Below are 22556 nucleotides of genomic sequence, written 5' to 3'. Positions count from 1 at the left end.
TGGCTCCGGTGGCTTCTGCGCGCTCGGTGGATTTGGTGCCGCCGGTGGGTCCAGCTTGGACGGATGCGCCGGTGCTCGCCGACGCATTGCCTTTCGCACAAGCTGCCGTTTCGCCGGATGCTTGCGCAACCGAGACAACACATCCTTCAGAAGCCGCGCGGCGCGCGCCTCGCGCGCTATTCCCGCCGCGGTGGGCGCTCGCGGGCGGCGTCTGCGCTGTGAGCGGCGCGGCACTGCTTACGTGGATGGCCGCCCATGACGGCGCCTCGCATCCGCGCAACGGTCACGACATGAAATCCGCGGAAGGAGCCGTTGCCGTCCCCAACACGATGGCTGCGCAAACTCCGTTGCGCCGCGGCGCCGACAGTTCCAACAAGACCCACGAAGCCGTGCGCGCGAAGCCCGCGAGTGCAGCTTCCGCGACGCAGCTTGCGCACGCCGCGTCGGTGCCGGAAGCGGGCCGAGGCATTGTCGTCGGCGCGACCGCTGGACGCCCGGAAACAGCAAAGCCTATCGAGCGGCGCATGTCAGCAGACAGGTCGATCACACGCGCACGCGACCAGCTTGCTGCAAGGAAAGACGGTCGTCATGTGGACATGCAACGGCATCTTGCAGATGGCGCCGCGGTGAGCCATCGGCGGTATGCAGCCGTCGACGCGTCGAGCATCGCAGCGCAAGCGACCGCGCCGCGAACGATCGTCAAGCCGTCCGTTGCGGGTGCATACTCACCGCTTCGGCCGGCGCGGTTGGGCACGCACGATTACGCGTCGATGGACATTAGCGCGGGCGTCGGTAGCAGCGGTCGCGCGCAAGCGGCGCAAATGGCGCAGTCGGCGCAATGGTCGCAAGTAGCGGAAGAAGTCCAACAGGCCCGAGACGCCGAACGCCGCCGAGACGCTCAAGACGCGCAACCCATAGAAAAAGCGCAACGGGGGAAACCGGCGCAACAAACGCAGCAGGCCAAACCAGTGCAACCTGCGCAACAGGCGAAGCCGGCGCAGGACGCCCAACAGGCCCAAGACGCTCAGCACCCGCGAGACGCCCAGGACGCACAACGCATCCAACAAGCGCAGCAGGCGAAACCGATCCAGCAAGCGCAGGAGCCGAAACCGGCGCAGCCTGCGCAACAAGCGAAACCGGCGCAACAAGCGCAACAACCCCAACCACCCTCATCCGCGAATCCATCGCCGAACACCAGCCCGCAATGGATAAACCGACTCTCGCAGCGCCGCGTGACCGAAGTCCCCGACCAATTCACTCGATAGCCCTGCAACGCGCGCCATAAAAAAACCCGGCTATCCAAGCCGGGTTTTTTCGCACTCCAACCGCGCCTTTACTTCTGGCCTGGCAGACCCATCTCCATCTGCCGTTGCAATAGCATGACCTGCCCTTGCACCTGCCGCAGTTGCGCCTGTGCGCGTTCCTTCTCTTCACGCAACGCGGCTGCTTCGTCCTGCGTCTGGCGCTGATAGTCGTTGACCTTCGCCTGCTGTGTGCGCGCGACTTCCAGATCGGCTTGCAGGCGCTTCGCCCGGTCTTCTGACAACGCAATAACGTCTTCAATGTACAGCTTCTGCGCCTGCAACTGCGTGCGGCGAATCTCGACCTCGGCAAGCTGCGCGGTTTGCTGCGCGAAGCCCGCGTAAATCGCCTCGGCCCGCCCCGCATCGGCCGACTTGATCACCCGCCAGAAATGCTTGTTCTGAAACAACGCGACGTAGTACGTCAACTCACGTGGATAGAAAAACAGGCTCGCGCCATAGCTGCCGTTGTAAGTGGTGCGCAGTTCGCTCAGCTTCGTGTCCTGGATCATCTGCATCAACTCGGCGACATTGCCTTGCACTTCGGCCGACGACGACGCCGAAACCGAAGCCGACGACGCCGCCGACGACGAACCCGACGCCGCATCGCGCAGCGCGTCGGCGACAGGCTGCGGCGTCAGCGTATTGAGGGCCGGCCGCGTGCCGACGATGGGCGCGGCTTCTTCGCCTTGCGCGGCAAGCACAGACCCGCCATGCTGCAACAGCAGACACGACGCCGCGAGCAGCAGGGCGCGCCGTACCAATAAGGGGTGCTTCATATCTGCATGCTCCATGCGGATCCAAAAAACAGCCTTGAATTATCGCGCGGATTTGTGCTTAAGCGAAGCATTGAAGCGTCGCAAAATTGGACTTTAAATCGAGATAGAAACTATGGTGTCCGAATTAGGCGACAAAGACGCTTATCGCGAAATCTGAAGAGAGCCGGATGTGAGAAAAGCGCTAATCGCCCGACTCGGGGCGGCCAAAAGCAAGATGTGTAAATAACCGTCAACGGCATAAAAAATCGAGGCGCCACCTGGACAGTAGCGCCTCGAAACGAATCAGATTTTCTAGCGGCCGGGCCGCGATCCGATCGGGTCACGTCGCATAGCCGCGCGCCCCAACGGCCAGGATATCCGTCGGCGCGCCGGGCGTGCCGCGTAAGCGGCGACGAGCGCGGCACGCGCAGGCTGGATGCGGCTCGCGCAAACTCGCCTAAAACCGCGTTTCCCGCGCCACCCGCAAGAAAGTATCGAGCAGCGGCGTGCAATCCAGCAGCTCCGGCCCGCCCGCGCGATGAAACTCCGGATGCCACTGCACGCCCATCACGAAAGGCGCGCGCCGATAGCGCACGGCTTCGATGATGCCGTCGGACGCCGACACCGCCTCGATATTCAGATCGCGGCCGAGCGTCTTGACCGCCTGATGGTGAATCGAATTGACGATCACATCGCGCCGCGCCGGGAACATGTTCGCGAGCGTCGACCCGTCCGGGAAATGGATCGCATGGCGGTGCTGATCGTAATCCTCGTTGACGTGCGCGCCCGCGGTCGGCACATCGGTCGCAATGTCCTGATACAGCGTGCCGCCGAACGCCACGTTGATGAGCTGGCAGCCGCGGCACACGCCGAGCACCGGCTTGCCCGACTCGATGAATTCATGCAGCAGTTCCAGCTCGTACATGTCGCGCACGCGGTCGCCGGGCCATTCGGGGCGGGTCGCCGCTTCCGCATACGACTGCGGCGACACGTCCGCGCCGCCTTGCAGCAGCAGCCCGTCGAGATGCTTCGCGTAATCGCGCAAACGGATATTGCTCGGATGCAGCATGCCCTGGTGCCCGACCGTCGGAATCATGAATACCAGCACGTCGCGCGACATCACCCAATGTGCAATCGATTCCTCGAGGTATTGCAGCGTCTTGCCGCGCAGCCCTTTCGCGCCGGGCTCGGGGTGAAAGATGCGCGCCGATACGCCGATGCGCAGCGTGCGCTGCGTGATCCGCTGGCCGGCACGGTCAAATAGCTGCCGCGCGCGCGCCGCGATGATGCGGCCGAACACCGACCACGCCGAATCCGTCTGCTTCAGATAGCGCGGCGGCGAAGGCGGCAATGCATTCGGCGGCGGCGGATTGGTCGCGCTGAAGTCGGGCGCCGCGCCGAAGCCGGGCGGCGGCGAGCCGGCGGGACGCGCGGTGGACGCCGTGGTGGCCTCGGCGTCGAGGACTTCGTCGGTCGAGGTGATCAGTTCGCCTTCGATCGGTTCGCTCGTGAGCGGCGCCGCGCCGCGAGGCTGTGAAGACTGCGTGGGCGGCGCGGGAGGAATGGACGACGCGGCGTCGCGGCCGCGCGTCGTGCGCGCATCGCGTTCGTGGACGGCCGCTTCCTGCTTCGCGACCGACGCCGCAGCGGCACTGCGCGCTTCGGCGGCGTCGCGTTGCTGGGCCGTGCGCCTGTCGACGGGCGTCACGGTGGACGCGCTTTCGGGAGCGTCCGTCGACGACCTCGCCGCGGCTTCGGACGAGCCTGGAGGCGCGGAAACCGGCGATGACACCGACGCACCGCCCCCGGACGAAAGAGCCGCCGCACGCCCCGCCGTCGACGAGGATGACACCGCAGTCGAAGTCACGGAGTCTTTCACCGGCGACTGAATGGCATCTTCATGCGAGAGGGGCAAGGAAGCCGCCGGTTCGGCGGGCGCTTGACCAGGCGTTGTTGTCGTGCCAGGCGTTGCGGACGTCGCGGGCGTTCCCGACGTTGCCGAAGTCCCCGGCGTTCCAGGTGTTCCCGCCATCCCCGTCGTCACCGAAGATGTCGAAGTTCCACCGGCTTGACCGGCGTTTTCAGGTTTGTTTTCGCTCATGACTGTCGGAGGGGCGCCTTCCACGCGAACGAATGAATATGCCCTGATTATCCGCCAGCGTGCCGGACCGGGCAAACGCGCACACAATTGCTCACATTGTCCGGTCGCGCGGCCCACTGCCCTCGAACTTAAGGATCAGGCTGTTCGTCGAAAGTTTCGCGCAGCGCGATTTGCATGGCCGCGTGAATCTTCACGCACCAGCGCCAGACAAGCGCGAGCAGCAGCGCCGCACAGATCAGCACGACGGCGAGCAGACCGGTCGGCGGCAGAATCCCGCCCGACAGCGCGGCCACGAGCAGAAACACGCCGACCATGCAAACCACCGGCACCAGATCGGAGATCGCATAGCGTAGCGCGCTCGTGAAGCGCCCCGCCGTCGCGGGCTGCACGCTCACTTCCGCAAGCAGCAACGCGAGCGACTTGGTCTTGCGATAAACCGCCACGAGAAACGGCATCGACACAAGCAAGGCGGCGCTCCACAGCACCACGCGCTGCATCGGCTCGGCGCTGATCCAGTGCGTCAGCAAGCTGCTGATGTAAGGCGCGCCGTAGGACACCATCAGAAAGATCGCGGCGACGAGTGCGAGATTCACCGCGATCTGCAGGATGATTCGCCGCGTCATGCTGAAAAGCGTCGGCTCGCCGCTTCCGGTGCTCAGGCTGCCGAGCCACTGGCTATACATGCCGAACACGTTGACCAGCGTGCGCGGCATAGCGTGAGCCAAACGGCGCGTCAGCGGATCGGCGGCGCGAATCAGATACGGCGTGAACAACGTGGTGAGCGCCGAGACAGCGACCGCGATCGGATACAGAAACGCGCTCGTCACCTTGAGCGTCAAACCAAGCGACGCGATGATGAACGAGAACTCGCCGATCTGCGAAACGGTCATGCCGACGCGCATCGCCGTGCGTCCGTCCTTGCCCGCGAGAAAAGTGCCGAGCCCGCACGACACGATCTTGCCGACGATCACCGCGACCGTGATCACCGCGATCGGCCACGCGTAGTCGACGAGCACAGCCGGATTCAGCATCAAGCCGATGGTCACGAAGAAGATCGCGGAAAACGCATCGCGCAGCGGCGCGATCAGATGCTCGATGCGATGCAGATGCCGCGACTCGGCCATGATCGCGCCGATCAGAAACGCGCCCAGCGCAATGCTGTAATCGAGCTTGACGACGAGCAGACAGAAGCCGAAGCAGAAGCCGAGCACGGCGACGAGCAGCATCTCGTCGCTGCGGGCGCGCGCCACGTAGTTGAGCGCCCGCGGCACGACGAGAATGCCGACCACCAGCGACACCGTCATGAACAGCAACAGCTTGCCGAGCGTAACGACGGCGACGCCCGCGCTCAACTCCCCCGTCTGCGCGATGCCGGACAGCAGCACCAACATCGCGATGGCGAGAATGTCCTCGACGATCAGAATGCCGAACACCAGTTGCGCAAAACTCTCGCGCTTCAGGCCGAGTTCGGACAATGCCTTGACGATGATCGTCGTCGACGAAATCGCGAGTATCGCGCCGAGGAACAGCGAATCCATCGGGCTCCAGCCGAACGCGCTGCCGATCTCATAGCCGAGCCACAGCATCAGCACGATTTCGGAAAGCGCCGCGACGATCGCAGTCGCGCCGACCTTGAACAGCTTGCGCAGACTGAATTCGAGACCAAGCGAAAACATCAGGAAAACGACACCGAGTTCGCCGAGCGTCTTGATGGTCTGTTCGTCGTGGATCAACTGAAACGGCGGCGTGTACGGCCCGATGATCACGCCCGCCGCGATATAGCCGAGCACCACCGGCTGCTTCAGGCGATGGAACAGCACCGTGACGACGCCGGCGAGCGCCATCACGACCGCCAGATCCTGAATGAAGCCGATGCCTTCATGCATGCGTCCAGTTCCTTACAAAAAGTAATGTCAACGAAGAGTGTAACAAACGCGCGCTCATCGTCGAACCCGCGCCAAATAAAGCGCGACACCTCGCTCGTCCGAGTTGCAAATTTTTTTGACACGCTGGACGCCTGTGAAATATCACAATAATATTTGCCGCATATTTCCTTGGAGCCAAGTGATGCAGCAGGTGTCTTTTCAAGTTGTAGATCGTTCGGGCGCCGCGCGCACCGCGCCGATCAAAGTCGACCGTCTGACGATTGCCGGTTGGGCCGGCCGCGACCAGGCCGCGATCGAGCATCACATTGCCGAGTTGGCCGAACTCGGCGTGAAGCGCCCGTCCACTACGCCCTGTTTCTATCGACTCGGCTCCGAATTGCTCACGCAAGCCGAACAGATCGACGTGGTCGGCACGAAGTCGAGCGGCGAAGCGGAATGCGTGCTGGTGCAATCGGATGAAGGTCTGCTCGTCACCGTCGGCTCAGACCACACGGACCGCGAAGTGGAAGCCTATGGCGTGACGGTCTCGAAGCAGGTGTGCCCGAAACCCATCGCGCGCGATGCATGGCGTTTCGACGATGTCCGCGACCATTGGGACCAACTCGAATTGCGCGCCTTTGCGCTCGCGAACGGCGAGCGGCGCGTCTATCAGCAAGGTAGCGTCGCGTCGCTGCTGTCCGCCGCCGATCTGCTCGAGCGCGCCCCGCTTAGCGAAGGCGCGGCCATGTTCTGCGGGACGCTCGCGGTGCAAGGCGGCATCGTCGGCATGGCGGACGGCGACGCGCTCGAACTCGAATTGCACGACCCCGTCCTGAACCGCACGCTGCGCCACGCCTATCGCGTGCGCGCGTTGTCCATCGTCGAATGAGGCACTCATGAGTAACCCCTCGCCGTCCGCCGCGCACCCGTCCGCCGACCCGTCCACCGACGCCTCGCTCGAAGCCGCCGCCATCCGCAAGATCACGTGGCGCATCATGCCGTTCCTGTTTCTCGTCTATGTGCTGTCGTATCTGGATCGCGTCAACATCGGTTATGCGAAGCTGCAGTTCACCGGCGACCTCGGCCTCTCCAACGCGGCGTATGGACTCGGCGCGGGGATTTTCTTCTTCGGCTATTTCGTGTTCGAAGTGCCGAGCAATCTGCTGCTGAAGAAGTTCGGCGCTCGCGCCACGATCGCGCGCATCACGATGCTGTGGGGCCTGCTGTCGTGCCTGATGATGTTCGTGCGCAGCGAAACGATGTTCTACGTGCTGCGCTTTTTTCTTGGCGTCGCCGAAGCCGGGCTCGTGCCAGGCGTGGTGCTCTATCTGACGTTCTGGTTTCCGTCGGACCGGCGCGCGCGGATGGTCGCCGTGTTCATGGCCGCGATTCCGGTGGCGGGCATCATCGGCGCGCCGCTGTCGGGCTTCCTGATGTCGGCGCTGCACGAAGCACACGGCTTGCGCGGCTGGCAGTGGATGTTCCTGATCGAAGGCATTCCGTCGATTCTCGCCGGCTTCTGGGCGCTCGCGGTCTTGCGCAACACGCCCGCCGAAGCCGCGTGGCTCACCGACGATGAAAAGCGCGTGATCCTCGCCCGCCTCTCGCGCGAAAACGCCGCGGCCGCCGCGCAAGGCGCCGAGCATAGCCTCGCGGTCGCGTTGCGCTCGGGCCGCTTCTGGCTGCTCACGCTGATCTACTTCTGCCTCGTCACCGGCAATGCGGGCTTCTCGTTCTGGCTGCCGCAGATCGTCAAGGACCTCGGCGTGACGAACCTCGTCAGCAATGGCTTCGTCACCGCGATTCCGTATCTGGCCGCGGGCATCGGCATGATTCTGATTGGCCGCTCGTCGGATGTGACGGGCGAGCGCCGCTGGCATTACGCGGTGTGCTGCTTCATCGGCGCGGCGGGGCTGCTCGGCAGCGCGTCGGTCACGAATTCGATTCCGCTTGCGGTCACGGGTTTGTCGATTGCGTATATCGGCATTCTGGCGGGCTTCGGCATTTTCTGGTCCATGTCGACAAGCTTCCTGCAAGGCACGGCTGCCGTCGCGGGCATTGCGGTGATCAACTCGATCGCGAACCTCGCCGGCTATGTGAGCCCGTATGTGCTCGGCATCGTGAAGGACGCGACGCATAGCGTGACGTTCGGGCTCGTGCTGATCGCGGGCGCGCTGATCGTAGGCGGCCTCGTCACGCTGATGATGCCGCGCGTGAAAGTCGAGCACGCCGCAGCGGCGGTGCCGGGACGCGCCTGATAGCGCACGGGCCACCCGCACGTGCGCACAAAACCTTGCTCTACAATGCCCGGACGACCTAGTCCGCACTCTTTCACATGACGCTTTTGCAGACCGCCCGCCCTCCGCGACCCACCCGAGCGACCGCCAACGCGAGCCTCGCCGAACAGGCGTATGCGTTCGTCAAGCGCGAGATCATCACGATGCGTTTGCGGCCGAGCGAGGTGCTCAACGAGGCGGAGCTGATGGCGCTGACCGGGATCGGCAGAACGCCGGTGCACCAGGCGCTGCACCGGCTCGTGCACGAAGGGATGCTGACCATCATGCCGCGCAAGGGCATCATGGTTCGTCCGGTTTCGCTCGACGACGTGCTGTCGATCATCGACGTGCGCCTCGTCAACGAAAGCTATTGTGTCGAGCTGGCCGCGCGCCATGCGCAGCAGCACGACTACGACGCGATGCAGGCGCTGCTCGAACGCTCGGCCGTGTGCGTCGCCGCGCACGACATCGAAGGCATGATGGACATCGACCGCGAATTCCATCTGGCCATTTCGGCCGCCTCGCGCAATGCCGTGCTCGCCGACATTCTGCGCGGACTGCACGAGCGCTCGCTGCGCTTCTGGTTCATTTCGCTGTCCGAGCCGCATCATCTCGAAGACGTGCATGACGAACATCTCGAACTGTTCCGCCTGCTGCGCGAGCGCGACGCCGAAGGCGCGCGCCGCTCGGTGCAAAAACATATCGAGGCATTCCGCGCGACGCTGTTCAACCGCATCTGATCGACACGCATTTGACCCAGCCGCTTGCAAGTCACGCTAGCGAAGCGGCTTCATACAGTCCAACCGGATCGAACCACATCATGGCCACCGAATTCACGCCCTTCCCGCCGCTTGCCCAACTCGCCGCCGATCTCGCCGCGGGACGGACCACGAGCCGCGCGCTCGTCGAAACCGCGCTCGAACGGATCGCCGATCCGGCCGGCCAGGGCGCGGTCGCCTTCATGCACGTCGACGCCGGCGGCGCACGCCAGGCCGCCGACGCGCACGACCGTCTGCGCGCCGCCGGCACCGTTCTGTCGCCGCTCGCGGGCATTCCGGTTTCGGTGAAGGATCTGTTCGACATCGAAGGCCAGCGGACCCGCGCCGGCTCGACGGTGCTGGCCGACGCGCCCGCCGCGAAGCAGGACGCGGTGGCCGTCGCGCGCCTCAAACGGGCGGGCGCGGTGATCGTCGGACGCACCAATATGAGCGAGTTCGCGTTCTCCGGGCTCGGCCTCAATCCGCATTACGGCAATCCGCTGTCGCCGTACCGCCGCGACGTGAAAGGCGACGAGCGCATCTCGGGCGGCTCGTCGTCGGGCGCGGCGGCATCGGTCGCGGACGGCATGGCGGCCGTCGCGCTCGGCACCGACACCGGCGGCTCGATCCGCATTCCGTCCGCGCTGTGCGGCCTGACCGGCTTCAAGCCGACGTCGACGCGCATTCCGAAGCAAGGCGGCGTGCCGCTTTCGTCGACGCTCGATTCGTTCGGGCCGATCGGCGTTTCCGTGGCGTGTTGCGCGCTGGTGGACCGCATGCTGGCCGGCCTCGAGCCGCGCGTGCCGGCCGCGCGCCCGCTCGAAGGCGTGCGCCTCGGCGTGCTGACGAACTACGTCACCGACGGCGTCGAGCCCGTGGTCGCCGCCGCCATCGACACGGCGCTCAAGCATCTCGAAGCGGCCGGCGCGATTGTCAGCGAAGTGCGCTTTGCGCCGCTCGACCGTCTGCCGGAGATCAACCGCTTTGGCTTTTCGCCGATCGAGGCATATGCGTGGCATCGTCCGTTGCTGGAAAAGCATCGCGAACAATACGATCCGCGCGTGCTGGTGCGCATTCTGAAGGGCCAGCCCGCGAGCGCCGCCGACTATCTCGACCTGCTCGCCGAGCGCGACGCAATGCTCGCCGAAGCCGCCCGCACGCTGTGGCAGCGCTTCGACGCGGTGGTCGCGCCGACGGTGCCGGTGGTGCCGCCGCGCGTCGCCGAACTGGTTTCCGACGACGATCTGTTCGGCCGCACCAACGCGCTGATCCTGCGTAACCCCGGCGTGTTTAATTTTCTCGACGCGTGTGCATTGTCGCTGCCGTGCCACCTGCGCGGCGACGCGCCGGTCGGCCTGATGCTGGCTGGCGCGCCGCACGCCGACGACGCGCTGCTCGCTATCGGCCGCGGCGCCGAGGCAGTGCTCAACGCGATTCGCTGACGCGCGCCTGCGGCATCGAAGCGCGCCTGAGTGCGTGGCGCCGTGGGGGCGGGGGTTCGCGCTAGAATCGCGGGCACCTGCCCTTTTCGCTGACAGACGGCCATAACGACCGCCTGACAGCCCACAACAGCCGCACAACACACGCACACAGCCACACGATCCATGAACAACGACAACGCGATGCTGCGCCGCGAGCGCTCCCTGCTGGTCCTGCTAGGCCTGATCTGCGTCGGCCTCGTGGCCGGCGCCTTGTATCTGCAGTACTTCAAGCACGAGGACCCGTGCCCGCTGTGCATCATCCAGCGCTATTTCTTCCTGCTGATCGCGATCTTCGCGTTCCTCGGCGCGCGTTTTAACAGTTGGCGCGGCGTGCGTCTGCTGGAAGTCATGGCTGCGCTGTCGGCGCTGGCCGGCATCGTGACCGCCGTCCGCCACGTGTATGTGCAGGCGAATCCGGGCTTTAGCTGCGGCTTCGACGCGCTGCAGCCGATCGTCGACAGCCTGCCGCCCGCGCACTGGCTGCCGGGCGTGTTTAAGGTCGCGGGGCTGTGCGAAACCGCCTATCCGCCGATCTTGGGGCTCACGCTGCCGATGTGGGCGCTCGTCGGCTTCGTGCTGGCTTTTGTGCCGCTGGCGCTGAGTCTGGTACGCAATCGTCGACGGATCGCGTAAGCGGGATTCGCTGGTTGGGGCGGGGTTGGAGCTGCCGCTGGGCTCCGGCCTCGCGCGGGCAGCCCGCTAGTGCTACCGCACCGCACACTGCCCTACCGAGCAGCGCCTCCGCCATAGCGCGCCGTCCGGCACGGCCCACCGCCGCTCTCCGCCTCGTCGCGCGCCGCCCACCCCAGAACCGCGGCGCCGCCGTCAGCAATTGCGAAAACACCGGAGCTTTCGAAGCCGCGCACCGTGCGGCACCGCACCGCGAGCGCCACAGCCACCGCAGCGCCGCCCACCGCCTGGCAGGCAACACCGCCCCCCGCCCCCCAACGCAACTTCCCCGCCCCTCACGAATCCGACACAAATCGGACTTATCTCATTGCTTGTTCCGCATAAGCTTCATGCGGCATCGGAAATATTTTTGGGGCGCGGGAGTGCTATCTTCGGTTCTGGATGGCGATCTACGTGCGCGAGGCCGGCTTTGGCGCGACCCCATGCGTAACGCGCGCCCGGTCCGCACTGTCTTCTGGATTCGCCATGACAACGCAAACCATCCGCTTTTATCGCCAGGGGTCCGTCCAAGAGGTCGCGGGCGTGCCCGCCTCGCGCACCGTGCTCCAGCATCTGCGCGAAGACCTGCATTGCACCGGCACCAAGGAAGGCTGCGCTGAAGGTGACTGCGGCGCCTGCACCGTGGTCATCGGCGAACTCGACGCGCGCGGCGCGCTCGCGCTGAAAGCGGTCAACGCCTGCATCCAGTTTCTGCCAACGCTCGACGGCAAGGCGCTCTTCACCGTCGAAGACCTGCGCGCCGCCGATGGCACGCTGCATCCCGTACAACAGGCGATGGTCGACTGCCACGGTTCGCAGTGCGGCTTCTGCACGCCCGGCTTCGTCATGTCGATGTGGGCGCTGTACGAAAACCAGCCGGCCGCGGCCGGCCTGCCGACGCGCGACGAAATCAACACTGCGCTGTCCGGCAACCTGTGCCGCTGCACGGGCTACCGGCCGATCGTCGACGCCGCGCAGAAAATGTTCGACTACGCGCAATACCCGCGCACGACGCTCGACCGCGAGGCAATTGAAACAGCACTGCGCGAACTGCAACGCAACGACACCTTCGAATACCGCGCCGCCGATGCACGTGGCGCTGCGTTCGGCTCGCCGGCGTTTTACGGGCCCGTCGCACTCGACGCGTTCGCGCAGCTTCGCGCCGAGCATCCGGAAGCGCGGCTCGTCGCGGGCAGCACCGATGTCGGCCTGTGGGTCACGAAGCAATTCCGCGATCTCGGCGACATCCTGTATATCGGCAACGTGCGCGAGCTGAAGACGATCGAGCACGACGCGCAAACGCTGACCATCGGCGCCGCCGTCACGCTCGAAGACGCGTACGCGGCCCTCGCCGCCGACTACCCCGAACTCGCCGAACTCTGGACGCGCTTCGCGTCGCTGCCGATCCGCAACGCCGGCACGCTCGGCGGCAACGTCGCGAACGGCTCGCCCATCGGCGATTCGATGCCCGCGCTGCTCGCGCTCGGCGCCGAAGTCGTGCTGCGTCACGGCGCGAAAACCCGCACGCTGCCACTCGACGCGTTCTATCTCGGCTATCAGAAGACGGCGCTCGCCGCGGGCGAATTCGTCGCCGCGCTGCGCGTGCCGCGGCCTGGCGGCACGCTGCGCTTTCGCACGTACAAAGTGTCGAAGCGCTACGATCAGGACATCTCCGCGGTGTGCGCGGCATTCGCGCTGCATATCGACGATAGCGGCACGATCCGCGAGGCGCGCGTCGCATTCGGCGGCATGGCGGCGACGCCTAAGCGCGCCGTGCAAACCGAGGCCGCGCTAACCGGCGCGACATGGGACGAAGCGACGGCGCGGCAGGCCATGAACGTGCTCGCCGCCGACTACCAGCCGCTCACCGACATGCGCGCGTCGAGCGCGTATCGGCTGAAGGTCGCGCGCAACCTGCTGTGGCGCTGCTATCTGGAAACGCGCGACGACGCGCCGCTCGCGCTCTTCGACGTCAATGTGTTCGCGTTCGAAGCCGGCACGCCGGACGCGATTGCGAAGGAGCCGTCGTGATGAACCGCACCGATGCTTTTGTCGAACGCGCCGCGGACGCCGGAGCGCATCCGGCAGAACGTCCGGCCGCCGCGCGCGAAAGCGAAGCCGCGATCGGCGTCGCGCTGCCGCACGAATCGGCCGCGCTGCACGTGAGCGGCGAAGCGACGTATACCGACGACATCGTCGAACTGCACGGCACCTTGCACGCGGCGCTCGGCCTCTCGCGCCACGCGCACGCGCGCATCGTGTCGATGGATCTCGACGCGGTCAGAAAAGCGCCCGGCGTGATCGCCGTGCTGAGCGCCGACGACATCCCCGGTGAAAACAATTGCGGCCCGGTGCTGCACGACGATCCGATCCTCGCCGTGAATGAAGTGCTGTACCTCGGCCAGCCCGTGTTCGCCGTGATCGCGGAAAGCAACGAGCTTGCGCGCCGCGCGGCCGCGCTTGCGAAAAGCGACGACGTGATCCGCTATGAACCGCTGGAAGCGATCCTCACGCCGGCTGACGCGAAGGCCGCGAAGCAGTTCGTGCTGCCGCCGCTGCATCTGAAGCGCGGCGATCCCGATGCAAAGATCGCGGCCGCGCCGCACAGGATCAGCGGCACGTTCGAAGTCGGCGGCCAGGAACAGTTTTATCTGGAAGGCCAGGTCGCGTATGCGGTGCCGAAAGAGATGGACGGCATGCTCGTCTACAGTTCGACGCAGCATCCGAGCGAAATGCAGCAGGTCGTCGCGCATATGCTCGGCTGGCCCGCGCACAACGTGGTGTGCGAATGCCGGCGCATGGGCGGCGGCTTCGGCGGCAAGGAATCGCAGTCGGCGCTGTTCGCGTGCGTGGCCGCGCTCGCGGCGAAGCTGCTGCGCCGTCCGGTGAAGTTGCGCGCCGATCGCGACGACGACTTCATGATTACCGGCAAGCGTCACGACGCGATCTACGAATACGAGGCCGGCTTCGACGACAGCGGCCGCATCCTCGGCGCACGCGTGGAAATCGCGTTGCGCGCGGGCTATTCCGCGGACCTGTCAGGCGCCGTCGCGACGCGCGCCGTCTGTCACTTCGACAACGCGTACTACCTGTCCGATGTCGACATCGTCGCGCTCTGCTGCAAGACCAACACGCAGTCGAACACCGCGTTTCGCGGCTTTGGCGGACCGCAAGGCGCGCTAGTGATGGAGGTGATGCTCGACAGCATCGCGCGTCAATTGAACCGCGATCCGCTCGACGTGCGCGCGGCCAACTACTACGGCATCGGCGAACGCGATACGACGCCCTACGGACAGCGCGTCGAGGACAACATCCTCGCGCCCTTGACCGACGAGCTACTCGACTCGAGCGACTATCGCGCGCGCCGCGAAGCAATCGCCGCGTTCAACGCGACGAGTCCGGTGCTCAAGCGCGGCCTCGCGTTTTCGCCAGTGAAGTTCGGCATATCGTTCAACGTACCGTTTCTGAATCAGGCAGGCGCGCTCGTGCATGTCTACAAGGACGGCTCGGTGCTCGTCAATCATGGCGGCACCGAGATGGGCCAAGGGCTCAACACGAAGGTCGCGCAAGTCGTCGCCGGCGAATTCGGCTTGCCGCTCTCGCGCGTGCGTGTGAGCGCAACGGATACGTCGAAGATCGCGAACACATCGGCGACCGCGGCTTCCACCGGCAGCGATCTGAACGGCAAAGCCGCCGAAGCCGCGGCGCGCACGATCCGCGCGAGGCTCGCGGAACTCGCGGCGAAGCAGTTAGGCGGTCATGCCGACGACGTGCGGTTCGCGAGCGGCGAGGTGTCGGTCAACGGCGGCGCGATGCCCTTCGAGCAACTGGTCGGCGCCGCATATCTCGCGCGCGTGCAGTTGTGGTCGGACGGTTTCTACGCGACGCCGAAAGTGCATTGGGATGCGAAGACGCTCACCGGTCATCCGTTTTATTACTTCGCGTACGGCGCGGCCGTGTCCGAAGTCGCGATCGATACATTGACCGGCGAATGGAAACTGCTGCGCGCCGACGTGCTGCACGACGCCGGTCAGTCGATCAATCCGGCGATCGATCTCGGCCAGATCGAAGGCGGCTTCATTCAGGGCATGGGCTGGCTCACCACCGAGGAACTCTGGTGGAATCGCGACGGCCGCCTGATGACGCACGCGCCGTCCACCTACAAGATTCCTGCGGTGAGCGACACGCCCGCCGCATTCAACGTGCGGCTCTACGACAATCAGAACGCGGAGCCGACGGTGTTCCGCTCGAAGGCGGTCGGCGAACCGCCGTTGTTGCTGCCGTTCTCGGTGTTTCTTGCGATCCGCGATGCGATTGCGGCCTCTGTGCCGAACGCGCGATGCGCGCCGTCATTGCGTGCGCCGGCCACGCCCGAAGCGATTCTCGATGCGCTGGATGCGTTGAGTGCATCGAGTGCCGACGAAGCGAACGAGCCCGCATCGGCGCAACGCACTGCGAATCATGCGACGATCACGGACACCACGGCTTGAGCCGAACCGCACTCAACAAAGCACTGAACAAAACAATGAGTAACGCAACGAACAACGCCACAGCCCGACGCGACCCCAACGCATCGCGCCACGCTCAACCGGCCGCGCGGACACCGCGCGCGGCACTCCACGGAGAATCGCCGGATGCAAGCCTGGCTACCTGACCTGCAACATCTGCTCGCACACGGCGACGCGGCCGTGCTGGTGACGGTCGCGCGCGTCGAAGGTTCGGCGCCGCGCGAAGCCGGCACGAAGATGATCGTCACGCGCGATTCTGCGAAGCACACGATCGGCGGCGGCCACCTCGAATGGAAAGCGATCGAGACCGCGCGCCAGGTGTTGCGCGACGGCATGCGCTCGCCGCATATGCGCCGGCTCGAGCGTTTCGCGCTCGGCCCGAGCCTCGGGCAATGCTGCGGCGGCGCGGTGGTGCTCGCATTCGAGCGGCTCGACGTGGGCGACCTCGGCTGGATCACGTCGATTGCGAAGCGCCTCGCAGCCGGTCAATCGACCGTGCGTAGCGTATCATTCGGCCCCGCGCCGGATGCGGTGATGCTGTCCGACCCCGAGCCGGGCGTGGATGCCGCCGACTGCCTGCTGTGGGACGGCGCCGGTTTCGACGACAGCGGCGCGCTGCTCACCGAAACCATCGCGCCGGGCGACTTCCCGGTCGTGCTGTTCGGCGCGGGCCACGTGGGCGCCGCTTTGGTTCGCGTGCTCGCCACGCTGCCTTGCACGGTGCGCTGGGTCGACGAACGCGACGCGCAGTTTCCGCCCGTCGAATCGCTGCACGCGCACAACGTGAAGATCGACGCGAACGACGCGCCCGACGAAGCCGTCGACGAGGCCGCGCCGAATACGTACTTCATCGTGATGACGCACAACCATACGCGCGATCTCGAACTGGCCGAGCGCATTCTGCGGCGCCGCGACTTCGCGTTCTTCGGCATGATCGGCTCGCATAGCAAGCGCAAGCAGTTCGAGCACCGGCTCGCCGCGCGCGGCATCGATCCCGCATGGATTGCGCGGATGAAGTGCCCGCTCGGGGTGGACGGCATCGTCGACAAATCGCCGGAAATCATTGCGATTTCCGCGGCCGCGCAGTTGCTTCAAGCCGTCGAAGCCAACGCGAGCCTGCATCGCACGGCGCAAACGGTTTGACTGTTTCGACCGACGGCGAGCAACAACACACACACATTCTGACCGACCATGAATAGAACAAGCCCTGCCACTCTCGTTGAAAAAACCCTGCTCGCGCCGAAGGCCGAGTTGCATATCCACATTGAAGGCTCGCTCGAACCCGAACTGATTTTCGCGCTCGCGAAGCGCAACGGTGTGAAGCTCGCGTACGACTCGATTGAAGCGCTGCGCGCGGCGTATGCGTTCACCGATCTGCAATCGTTCCTCGACATCTATTACGCCGGCGCGAGCGTGCTGCTGCACGAGCAGGACTTTTACGACATGACGATGGCGTACGTCGAGCGCTGTCTCGCCGACAACGTGATTCACAGCGAGATCTTTTTCGATCCACAGACGCATACCGAGCGCGGCGTGCCGATCGCGACGGTCGTGGCCGGCATCGAGCGCGCGCTCGCCGACGCGCAACAGCGCGGCATGACGAGCAAGCTGATTCTGTGCTTCCTGCGGCATCTGTCCGAGGAAGACGCGCTCGCCACGTTCGAGGAAGCGCGGCCTTTATTCGAGCAGTACAAGCATCGCCTGATCGGCGTGGGACTCGATTCGTCGGAGCGCGGCCATCCGCCGTCGAAGTTCGAGCGCGTGTTCGCAAAGGCGCGTGAACTTGGGCTCAAGCTCGTCGCGCATGCGGGCGAGGAAGGACCGCCGTCGTACGTCTATGAAGCGCTCGACGTGCTCAAGGTCGACCGTGTCGATCACGGCGTGCGCAGCATCGAAGACCCGGCGCTCGTCGCGCGTCTTGCCGACACGCGCGTCGCGTTGACGGTGTGTCCGCTGTCGAATCTCAAGCTCTGCGTGTTCGACGATCTCACCAAACATACGCTGAAAGATTTGCTCGAGCGCGGCGTCGCGGTCACGGTGAATTCGGACGACCCCGCGTATTTCGGCGGCTACGTGAACGCGAACTACGCGGCCACCATCGACGCGTTGAAGCTCGACGACAGCCACGTCTACACGATTATCCGCAACGGCTTCGAGGCGTCGTTCGTGACGCCCGAAGAACGCGCCGAACTGATCGCGAAGCTCGACGCGTACTGGAATCAAAACGGCCCGCATTAAAGGCACTAAAAAGCCGATAAAGGCCGATGTATCGCAGCGCGCGCGGCGTCAATCAAGCGCCGCACACGCTGCTTAGCTTTTCATTTCGGAGACGGTTTTCCCATGACTCATTCTGCACAGGCGCCGGCGCAATCGGCATTTCGCGCGCAATTGCTGACCTTTAACGGCGATCCGTCGCGCTCGCCCGATGCGGCGGTCTTCCATGAGGACGGCCTGCTGATCGTCGAAGACGGCCATGTCGTCGCGGCGGGCGCGTATGCCGCGCTCGCGTCGCAACTCGCGCCGGGCGCGTCCGTGCAGGACATGCGCGACAAACTCATCGTGCCGGGCTTCATCGACACGCACATTCACTATCCGCAGACCGACATGATCGCGTCGCCCGCGTCGGGTTTGTTGCCGTGGCTCGACACGTACACGTTTCCGACCGAGCGCCGTTTCACCGACGAAGCCTACGCACGCGACACCGCGGCCTTCTTCCTCGAGGAACTGCTGGCTTGCGGCACGACGACCGCGCTCGTGTATTGCACGGTGCATAAGCAATCCGCCGACGCGCTGTTCGCCGAGAGCGAGGCTCGCAATCTGCGCATGGTCGCGGGCAAGGTGCTGATGGATCGCAACTGTCCGGAGTTTCTGCGCGACACTGCGCAATCCGGTTATGACGACAGCGCCGAACTGATCGGCCGCTGGCACAACCGCGGGCGTCAGATGTATGCGCTCACGCCGCGTTTCGCGCCGACTTCGACGGAAGCGCAACTCGAAGCGTGTGGCGTGCTCGCGCGCGAACATGCGGATGTGTTCGTGCAGAGCCACGTCGCGGAAAATCTGGATGAAGTGAAGTGGGTCAATAGCCTCTTTCCGGGCCACCGCAGCTATCTGGACATCTACGATCACTACGGTCTGCTGCGCCGCCGCGCGGTGTACGGCCATTGCATTCACTTCGACGCGGAAGACCGCAAACGCATGGCGCAAACCGGCACGGTCGCGTCGCATTGCCCGACGTCGAATCTCTTTCTCGGCAGCGGTCTGTTCGATTTCGACAAGGCCGACGAAGCCGGCATGCCCGTTGCGCTCGCAACGGACGTCGGCGGCGGCACGTCGTTCTCCATGCTGCAAACGATGAACGAAGCGCACAAGGTTGCACGCTTGACCGGACATCATCTGACGGCCACGCGGATGTTTTATCTCGCGACCGCGGGCGCCGCACAAGCGCTCGATCTCGCGGATAAAGTCGGCACGTTGAAGCCGAAGTCCGAAGCGGACTTCGTCGTGCTCGATCCGCAAGCGACGCCGCTGCTTGCGCGCCGCACGGCGCGCACCGAATCGCTCGAAGAGTTGCTGTTCGCGTTCGCGCTGCTCGGCGACGACCGCGCGGTGTACGAGACGTATGCGGCGGGCAAGCGCGTGCATCGCCGCGACGATGTGCGCGAGCATGCGCCTCGCGTGGCGCACATGGCACCGGTTGTGGCCTGACGAAGCGCTACAACCAAAGCGCGATCAACGCTGCGTGCACACCTCGTGCAACGCGTTGAGCCTGCGCACCGGATCGGCGACATACGGGTTCGATTCGTCCCATGCGTAGCCTGCGAGCACCGAGCTGATCATGCGGCGAATCGACGGCGTCTGGTCCGGATAGAAAATGATGTCCTGCAACTCGCCCGTATACCAGCGCTCGACAAATGCGCGGAATGTGTCGATGCCCTTGCGCAAAGGCACACCGTATTGCGCGGACCAGTCGACCTGCTCGCCGTCCAGTTGACGGTTCAAGGTCTGCACCGCGAGATGCGCCGAGCGCAGCGCGATCGTCACGCCGGATGAAAACACCGGATCGAGAAACTCGCCCGCGTTGCCGAGCAGCGCATAGCCGGGCCCATGCAAGCGCTCGACATTCGCCGAGTACCCGCCGATGTGACGCACCGGCATCAGGAACGGCGCATCGCCGATCAGCCGGTTGAACGTCGGCTCCTTCTGGATCAGCGCGCGCAGCATCGCCTCGCGTTCGCTTTCCGGCACATCGAGAAAACTCGACTCGGCGACGCAGCCCACCGACGACCGTCCGCCCGCGAGCGGAATCATCCAGAACCACACGTCGCGACGCTCGGGGTGCGTGGCCACGCAGATCTTGTTGCGATCATGCGCGCCGGCCGGCAGACCGTCGTACACATGCGAGAACAGCGCCGCGCGCGTCGGCATGCGCGTGGGCGCTTCGAGATTCAGCAGACGCGGCAGCACGCGGCCGAAGCCGCTCGCGTCGAACACGAAGCGCGCTTCGATCTGATACGCATGACCGGCCTCGTCGGTCACGTCGACGCGCGGCGCAACGCTGTCCGTATGAACCGCCTGCACCGTGTGGCCGAAGCGCACGTCGGCGCCCTGCGCGGCCGCGCAGCGAATCAGGATGTCGTCGAACGCCGCGCGCTCGACCTGATACGTCGTGCCCCATCCCACCGAATGCTTGTCGCGGAAATCGAACGACGACGACCGGTCGCGATACACGAACTGCGCGCCGTTCTTGTACTGGAATCCCGCCTCGACCACCGCTTGCAGCATCCCTGCTTCCTCGAGATAAGCCATGCTTTGCGGCAACAGGCTCTCTCCAATCGAAAAGCGCGGGAAGTGCTGACGCTCCAGCACGAGCACCGAGCGGCCCGCCTTGCGCAGCAACGCCGCGGCAACTGCCCCGGCCGGCCCCGCGCCGATGATGACGACATCGGCCGCCGTATGCTTCATGACATGTGTACTCAAGTTTGCCTCAATCGTTTGCTTGCTCGACGCAGCATTACGCTGCATCCTTACGCCTTGTTACATTGCATCTCTAACAGAAAGAACCGTTTTTCCGGGGAGCCCAGCGTGCCGCCGTCTCATCCATCCACCGTGCCCTTCGTGCCGGAAACCGCATTCGGAATCTGGTTCCTGCGCACGCATACGTGGGAACACCACGTGCTGCGTGTCGCGATCGACGACCTCAAGCGTCTGATCGACACACCGTTGCCCGCGGCGCCCGTCATCGTCGACGTGGGCTGCGGACAAGGCATTTCGTTTCGTCTGCTCGCGGATGCGTTCAAGCCGCGCCGCATTGTCGGCATCGACTATCACGAGCCGTCTCTCGCGCTCGCCGCGAATGCGGCTCAAGCCTGCCGCGATAAAGTCGCCGACATCGAGCTGCTGCACGGCAACTGCGCCGAATTGCCGCTGCCCGATGCAAGCGCCGACATCGTGTTCTGCCATCAGACCTTCCATCATCTCGTCGAGCAGGACCGCGCGCTCGCCGAGTTCCGCCGCGTGCTGAAGCCCGGCGGCGTACTGCTGTTCGCCGAATCCACCGACGCGTACATCAGATCGTGGGTGATCCGGCTATTGTTTCGCCATCCTATGCACGTGCAAAAAAGCGCGGATGGCTATCTCGACATGATCCGTCGCGGCGGCTTCAGCTTTACCGAACGCAACGTCTCGCTGCCCTACCTCTGGTGGAGCCGCGCCAAAGACTTCGGTCTGCTGGAACGGCTCGGCCTTTACCGTCCGCAACCCGGCAATCGCCGCGAGACGCTCGTCAATGTCGCGGCGGTCAAGGCCGATTGAATCAGGTGCTCCGCAGCCCGCTTACTTAGCTTACTTACTCTGCTTATTTACGCAGCGTGACGACATCGCCCTTCAGCGCGACGCCGGCAATCACGGCGCCCGCGCCGCAGGTGAACTCGGTTGCGCTCTCGCGCACTTCGTTCTTGTAGTTGCTCTTGATGTTGATGACCGCGTTGCCGCCTTCCTTGCGCGCGCGGTCCTGCAATTCGATCACCGCCGACAGGAACACATGCTGGCACGCGTCGGTATCGCTCTTGCCGAACGCGTTGGTCTTCTTGTTGGTGGCGAACTCGCCGATCTTCTTCGCGACGGCCGGATGCCGCTGGCCCGCGAAATACAATGCGATGTCGTCGCTGACCTTGCCCGGCTCGCTGTGCAACGCCGGTTCGATCGGATAGTTTTCCACCGTGTCGCGTGCGAAAGCCGGTGCAGCGCTCAGCATGGCGAACGAAGCGGCGAGTGTGACAGACATCAGATGGCGTTTCATTGATACTCCTTTGCTGGTTGTTATCAGTTTTACGATTGACGTATCTACTATTGCCTCACGAGCGAGCGCGCCTTAGTTCGCCTCGAGCACGACGAGCCTGCCGCTCACTGCAATCGCCGCGGCGCTCTGACTTACGCCGCAGGTGAACTCGCGCGACGAATTGCTCTCGCTGCTGTGAAAGCGCGTCTTGATGTCGATCACCGCATTCGCGCTGCGTTCGCGTGCCGCCGCGCGCAGCTTGCCGATGGCTTCGGTAAGCGCGTCGCGGCATGCGTCGTCGGCATCGGCGACCTTGCGCGCGATGCGCACCGAGTACGACACGTCGCCGAGATCGCGCTTCACCGCGGGATGGTTCTGCTCGCCGAAATACACCGGCACGGCGCCGCGCGATTCGCCGCCCGCAGCCGCGAGCGGCAGCGATTTGACTTGCGTCGCGCAGCCCGTCAGCGCTGCGGCTGCCATCGTCAATGTGCCCAGCATGAGCGCTGCTTTCACCATTCTCTTCGTTGCTTTTGTCATTCTTATTCCCCTCGTTTTT

General features: G+C 64.8%; 18 protein-coding genes. 11 read left to right on the top strand and 7 right to left on the bottom strand.

The window, feature by feature from the left end:
* Positions 1-725 precede the first annotated feature (725 nt).
* The 4 genes from P0D87_RS15505 to P0D87_RS15490 form a co-directional block, all read right to left on the bottom strand.
* The gene (locus P0D87_RS15505) at positions 726-1157 is read right to left on the bottom strand and encodes a hypothetical protein (protein ID WP_408636865.1); all 432 of its coding nucleotides are present in this window, start codon (positions 1155-1157) and stop codon (positions 726-728) included.
* Between the two features lie 176 nt (positions 1158-1333).
* A complete protein-coding gene (locus tag P0D87_RS15500) occupies positions 1334-2080 on the bottom strand; it encodes a DUF2968 domain-containing protein (RefSeq protein ID WP_053858603.1) in 747 nt (248 codons plus the stop codon).
* A 436-nt stretch (positions 2081-2516) separates the two neighbouring features.
* The gene (locus P0D87_RS15495; RefSeq protein ID WP_053858604.1) at positions 2517-4160 is read right to left on the bottom strand and encodes a gamma-glutamyl-gamma-aminobutyrate hydrolase family protein; all 1644 of its coding nucleotides are present in this window, start codon (positions 4158-4160) and stop codon (positions 2517-2519) included.
* 128 nt (positions 4161-4288) lie between these two features.
* Positions 4289-6046 carry a cation:proton antiporter gene (locus P0D87_RS15490; RefSeq protein ID WP_029967931.1) on the bottom strand — a complete coding sequence of 586 codons (1758 nt, stop codon included), beginning with the start codon at positions 6044-6046 and terminating at the stop codon, positions 4289-4291.
* A gap of 181 nt (positions 6047-6227) precedes the next feature.
* Between P0D87_RS15490 and P0D87_RS15485 the strand changes: the two genes are divergently transcribed.
* From P0D87_RS15485 to guaD, 10 genes are all read left to right on the top strand, one after another.
* Positions 6228-6914 (top strand): DUF2848 domain-containing protein, encoded by a 687-nt coding sequence (locus P0D87_RS15485; protein ID WP_053858605.1) that lies wholly within the window; start codon positions 6228-6230, stop codon positions 6912-6914.
* Positions 6915-6921: 7 nt separating this feature from the next.
* Positions 6922-8283, top strand: coding sequence for an MFS transporter (locus P0D87_RS15480; protein ID WP_053858606.1), 1362 nt, complete (start codon positions 6922-6924; stop codon positions 8281-8283).
* Positions 8284-8360: 77 nt separating this feature from the next.
* Positions 8361-9041, top strand: coding sequence for a GntR family transcriptional regulator (locus tag P0D87_RS15475; RefSeq protein ID WP_029967938.1), 681 nt, complete (start codon positions 8361-8363; stop codon positions 9039-9041).
* A gap of 80 nt (positions 9042-9121) precedes the next feature.
* A complete protein-coding gene (locus P0D87_RS15470; protein ID WP_053858607.1) occupies positions 9122-10501 on the top strand; it encodes an amidase in 1380 nt (459 codons plus the stop codon).
* 162 nt (positions 10502-10663) lie between these two features.
* Positions 10664-11173 carry a disulfide bond formation protein B gene (locus P0D87_RS15465; RefSeq protein WP_006050218.1) on the top strand — a complete coding sequence of 170 codons (510 nt, stop codon included), beginning with the start codon at positions 10664-10666 and terminating at the stop codon, positions 11171-11173.
* Positions 11174-11695: 522 nt separating this feature from the next.
* Positions 11696-13240 carry a xanthine dehydrogenase small subunit gene (gene xdhA, locus P0D87_RS15460; RefSeq protein WP_082367026.1) on the top strand — a complete coding sequence of 515 codons (1545 nt, stop codon included), beginning with the start codon at positions 11696-11698 and terminating at the stop codon, positions 13238-13240.
* The gene (xdhB, locus tag P0D87_RS15455; RefSeq protein ID WP_053858610.1) at positions 13240-15699 is read left to right on the top strand and encodes a xanthine dehydrogenase molybdopterin binding subunit; all 2460 of its coding nucleotides are present in this window, start codon (positions 13240-13242) and stop codon (positions 15697-15699) included. Before xdhA ends, xdhB begins: the two co-directional genes overlap by 1 nt.
* Before the next feature lie 144 nt (positions 15700-15843).
* Positions 15844-16860 carry a xanthine dehydrogenase accessory protein XdhC gene (gene xdhC, locus P0D87_RS15450; RefSeq protein WP_053858611.1) on the top strand — a complete coding sequence of 339 codons (1017 nt, stop codon included), beginning with the start codon at positions 15844-15846 and terminating at the stop codon, positions 16858-16860.
* Between the two features lie 48 nt (positions 16861-16908).
* Entirely contained in the window at positions 16909-17955 is a 1047-nt protein-coding gene (locus tag P0D87_RS15445) for an adenosine deaminase (RefSeq protein ID WP_053858612.1), read from the top strand.
* Positions 17956-18057: 102 nt separating this feature from the next.
* A complete protein-coding gene (gene guaD / locus P0D87_RS15440) occupies positions 18058-19425 on the top strand; it encodes a guanine deaminase (protein ID WP_006050213.1) in 1368 nt (455 codons plus the stop codon).
* 24 nt (positions 19426-19449) lie between these two features.
* On the opposite strand, the gene P0D87_RS15435 is transcribed toward guaD, so the two are convergent.
* Positions 19450-20682 (bottom strand): NAD(P)/FAD-dependent oxidoreductase, encoded by a 1233-nt coding sequence (locus P0D87_RS15435; RefSeq protein ID WP_053859079.1) that lies wholly within the window; start codon positions 20680-20682, stop codon positions 19450-19452.
* Between the two features lie 120 nt (positions 20683-20802).
* Here P0D87_RS15435 and P0D87_RS15430 point away from each other — a divergent pair, with 120 nt between their 5' ends.
* Positions 20803-21531 carry a class I SAM-dependent methyltransferase gene (locus tag P0D87_RS15430; protein ID WP_053858613.1) on the top strand — a complete coding sequence of 243 codons (729 nt, stop codon included), beginning with the start codon at positions 20803-20805 and terminating at the stop codon, positions 21529-21531.
* A gap of 43 nt (positions 21532-21574) precedes the next feature.
* Here P0D87_RS15430 and P0D87_RS15425 read toward each other — a convergent pair whose 3' ends face one another.
* Positions 21575-22018 (bottom strand): excinuclease ABC subunit A, encoded by a 444-nt coding sequence (locus P0D87_RS15425; RefSeq protein ID WP_029967946.1) that lies wholly within the window; start codon positions 22016-22018, stop codon positions 21575-21577.
* A gap of 72 nt (positions 22019-22090) precedes the next feature.
* Entirely contained in the window at positions 22091-22516 is a 426-nt protein-coding gene (locus P0D87_RS15420; RefSeq protein WP_044021313.1) for a hypothetical protein, read from the bottom strand.
* Positions 22517-22556 lie beyond the last annotated feature (40 nt).

The organism is Paraburkholderia sp. RL17-368-BIF-A (genome assembly GCF_046054045.1).
Classification (GTDB): Bacteria; Pseudomonadota; Gammaproteobacteria; order Burkholderiales; family Burkholderiaceae; genus Paraburkholderia; species Paraburkholderia graminis.
The sequence above is the reverse complement of the archived record's forward strand: the minus strand, read 5'-3'. Positions and strand labels throughout refer to the sequence as shown.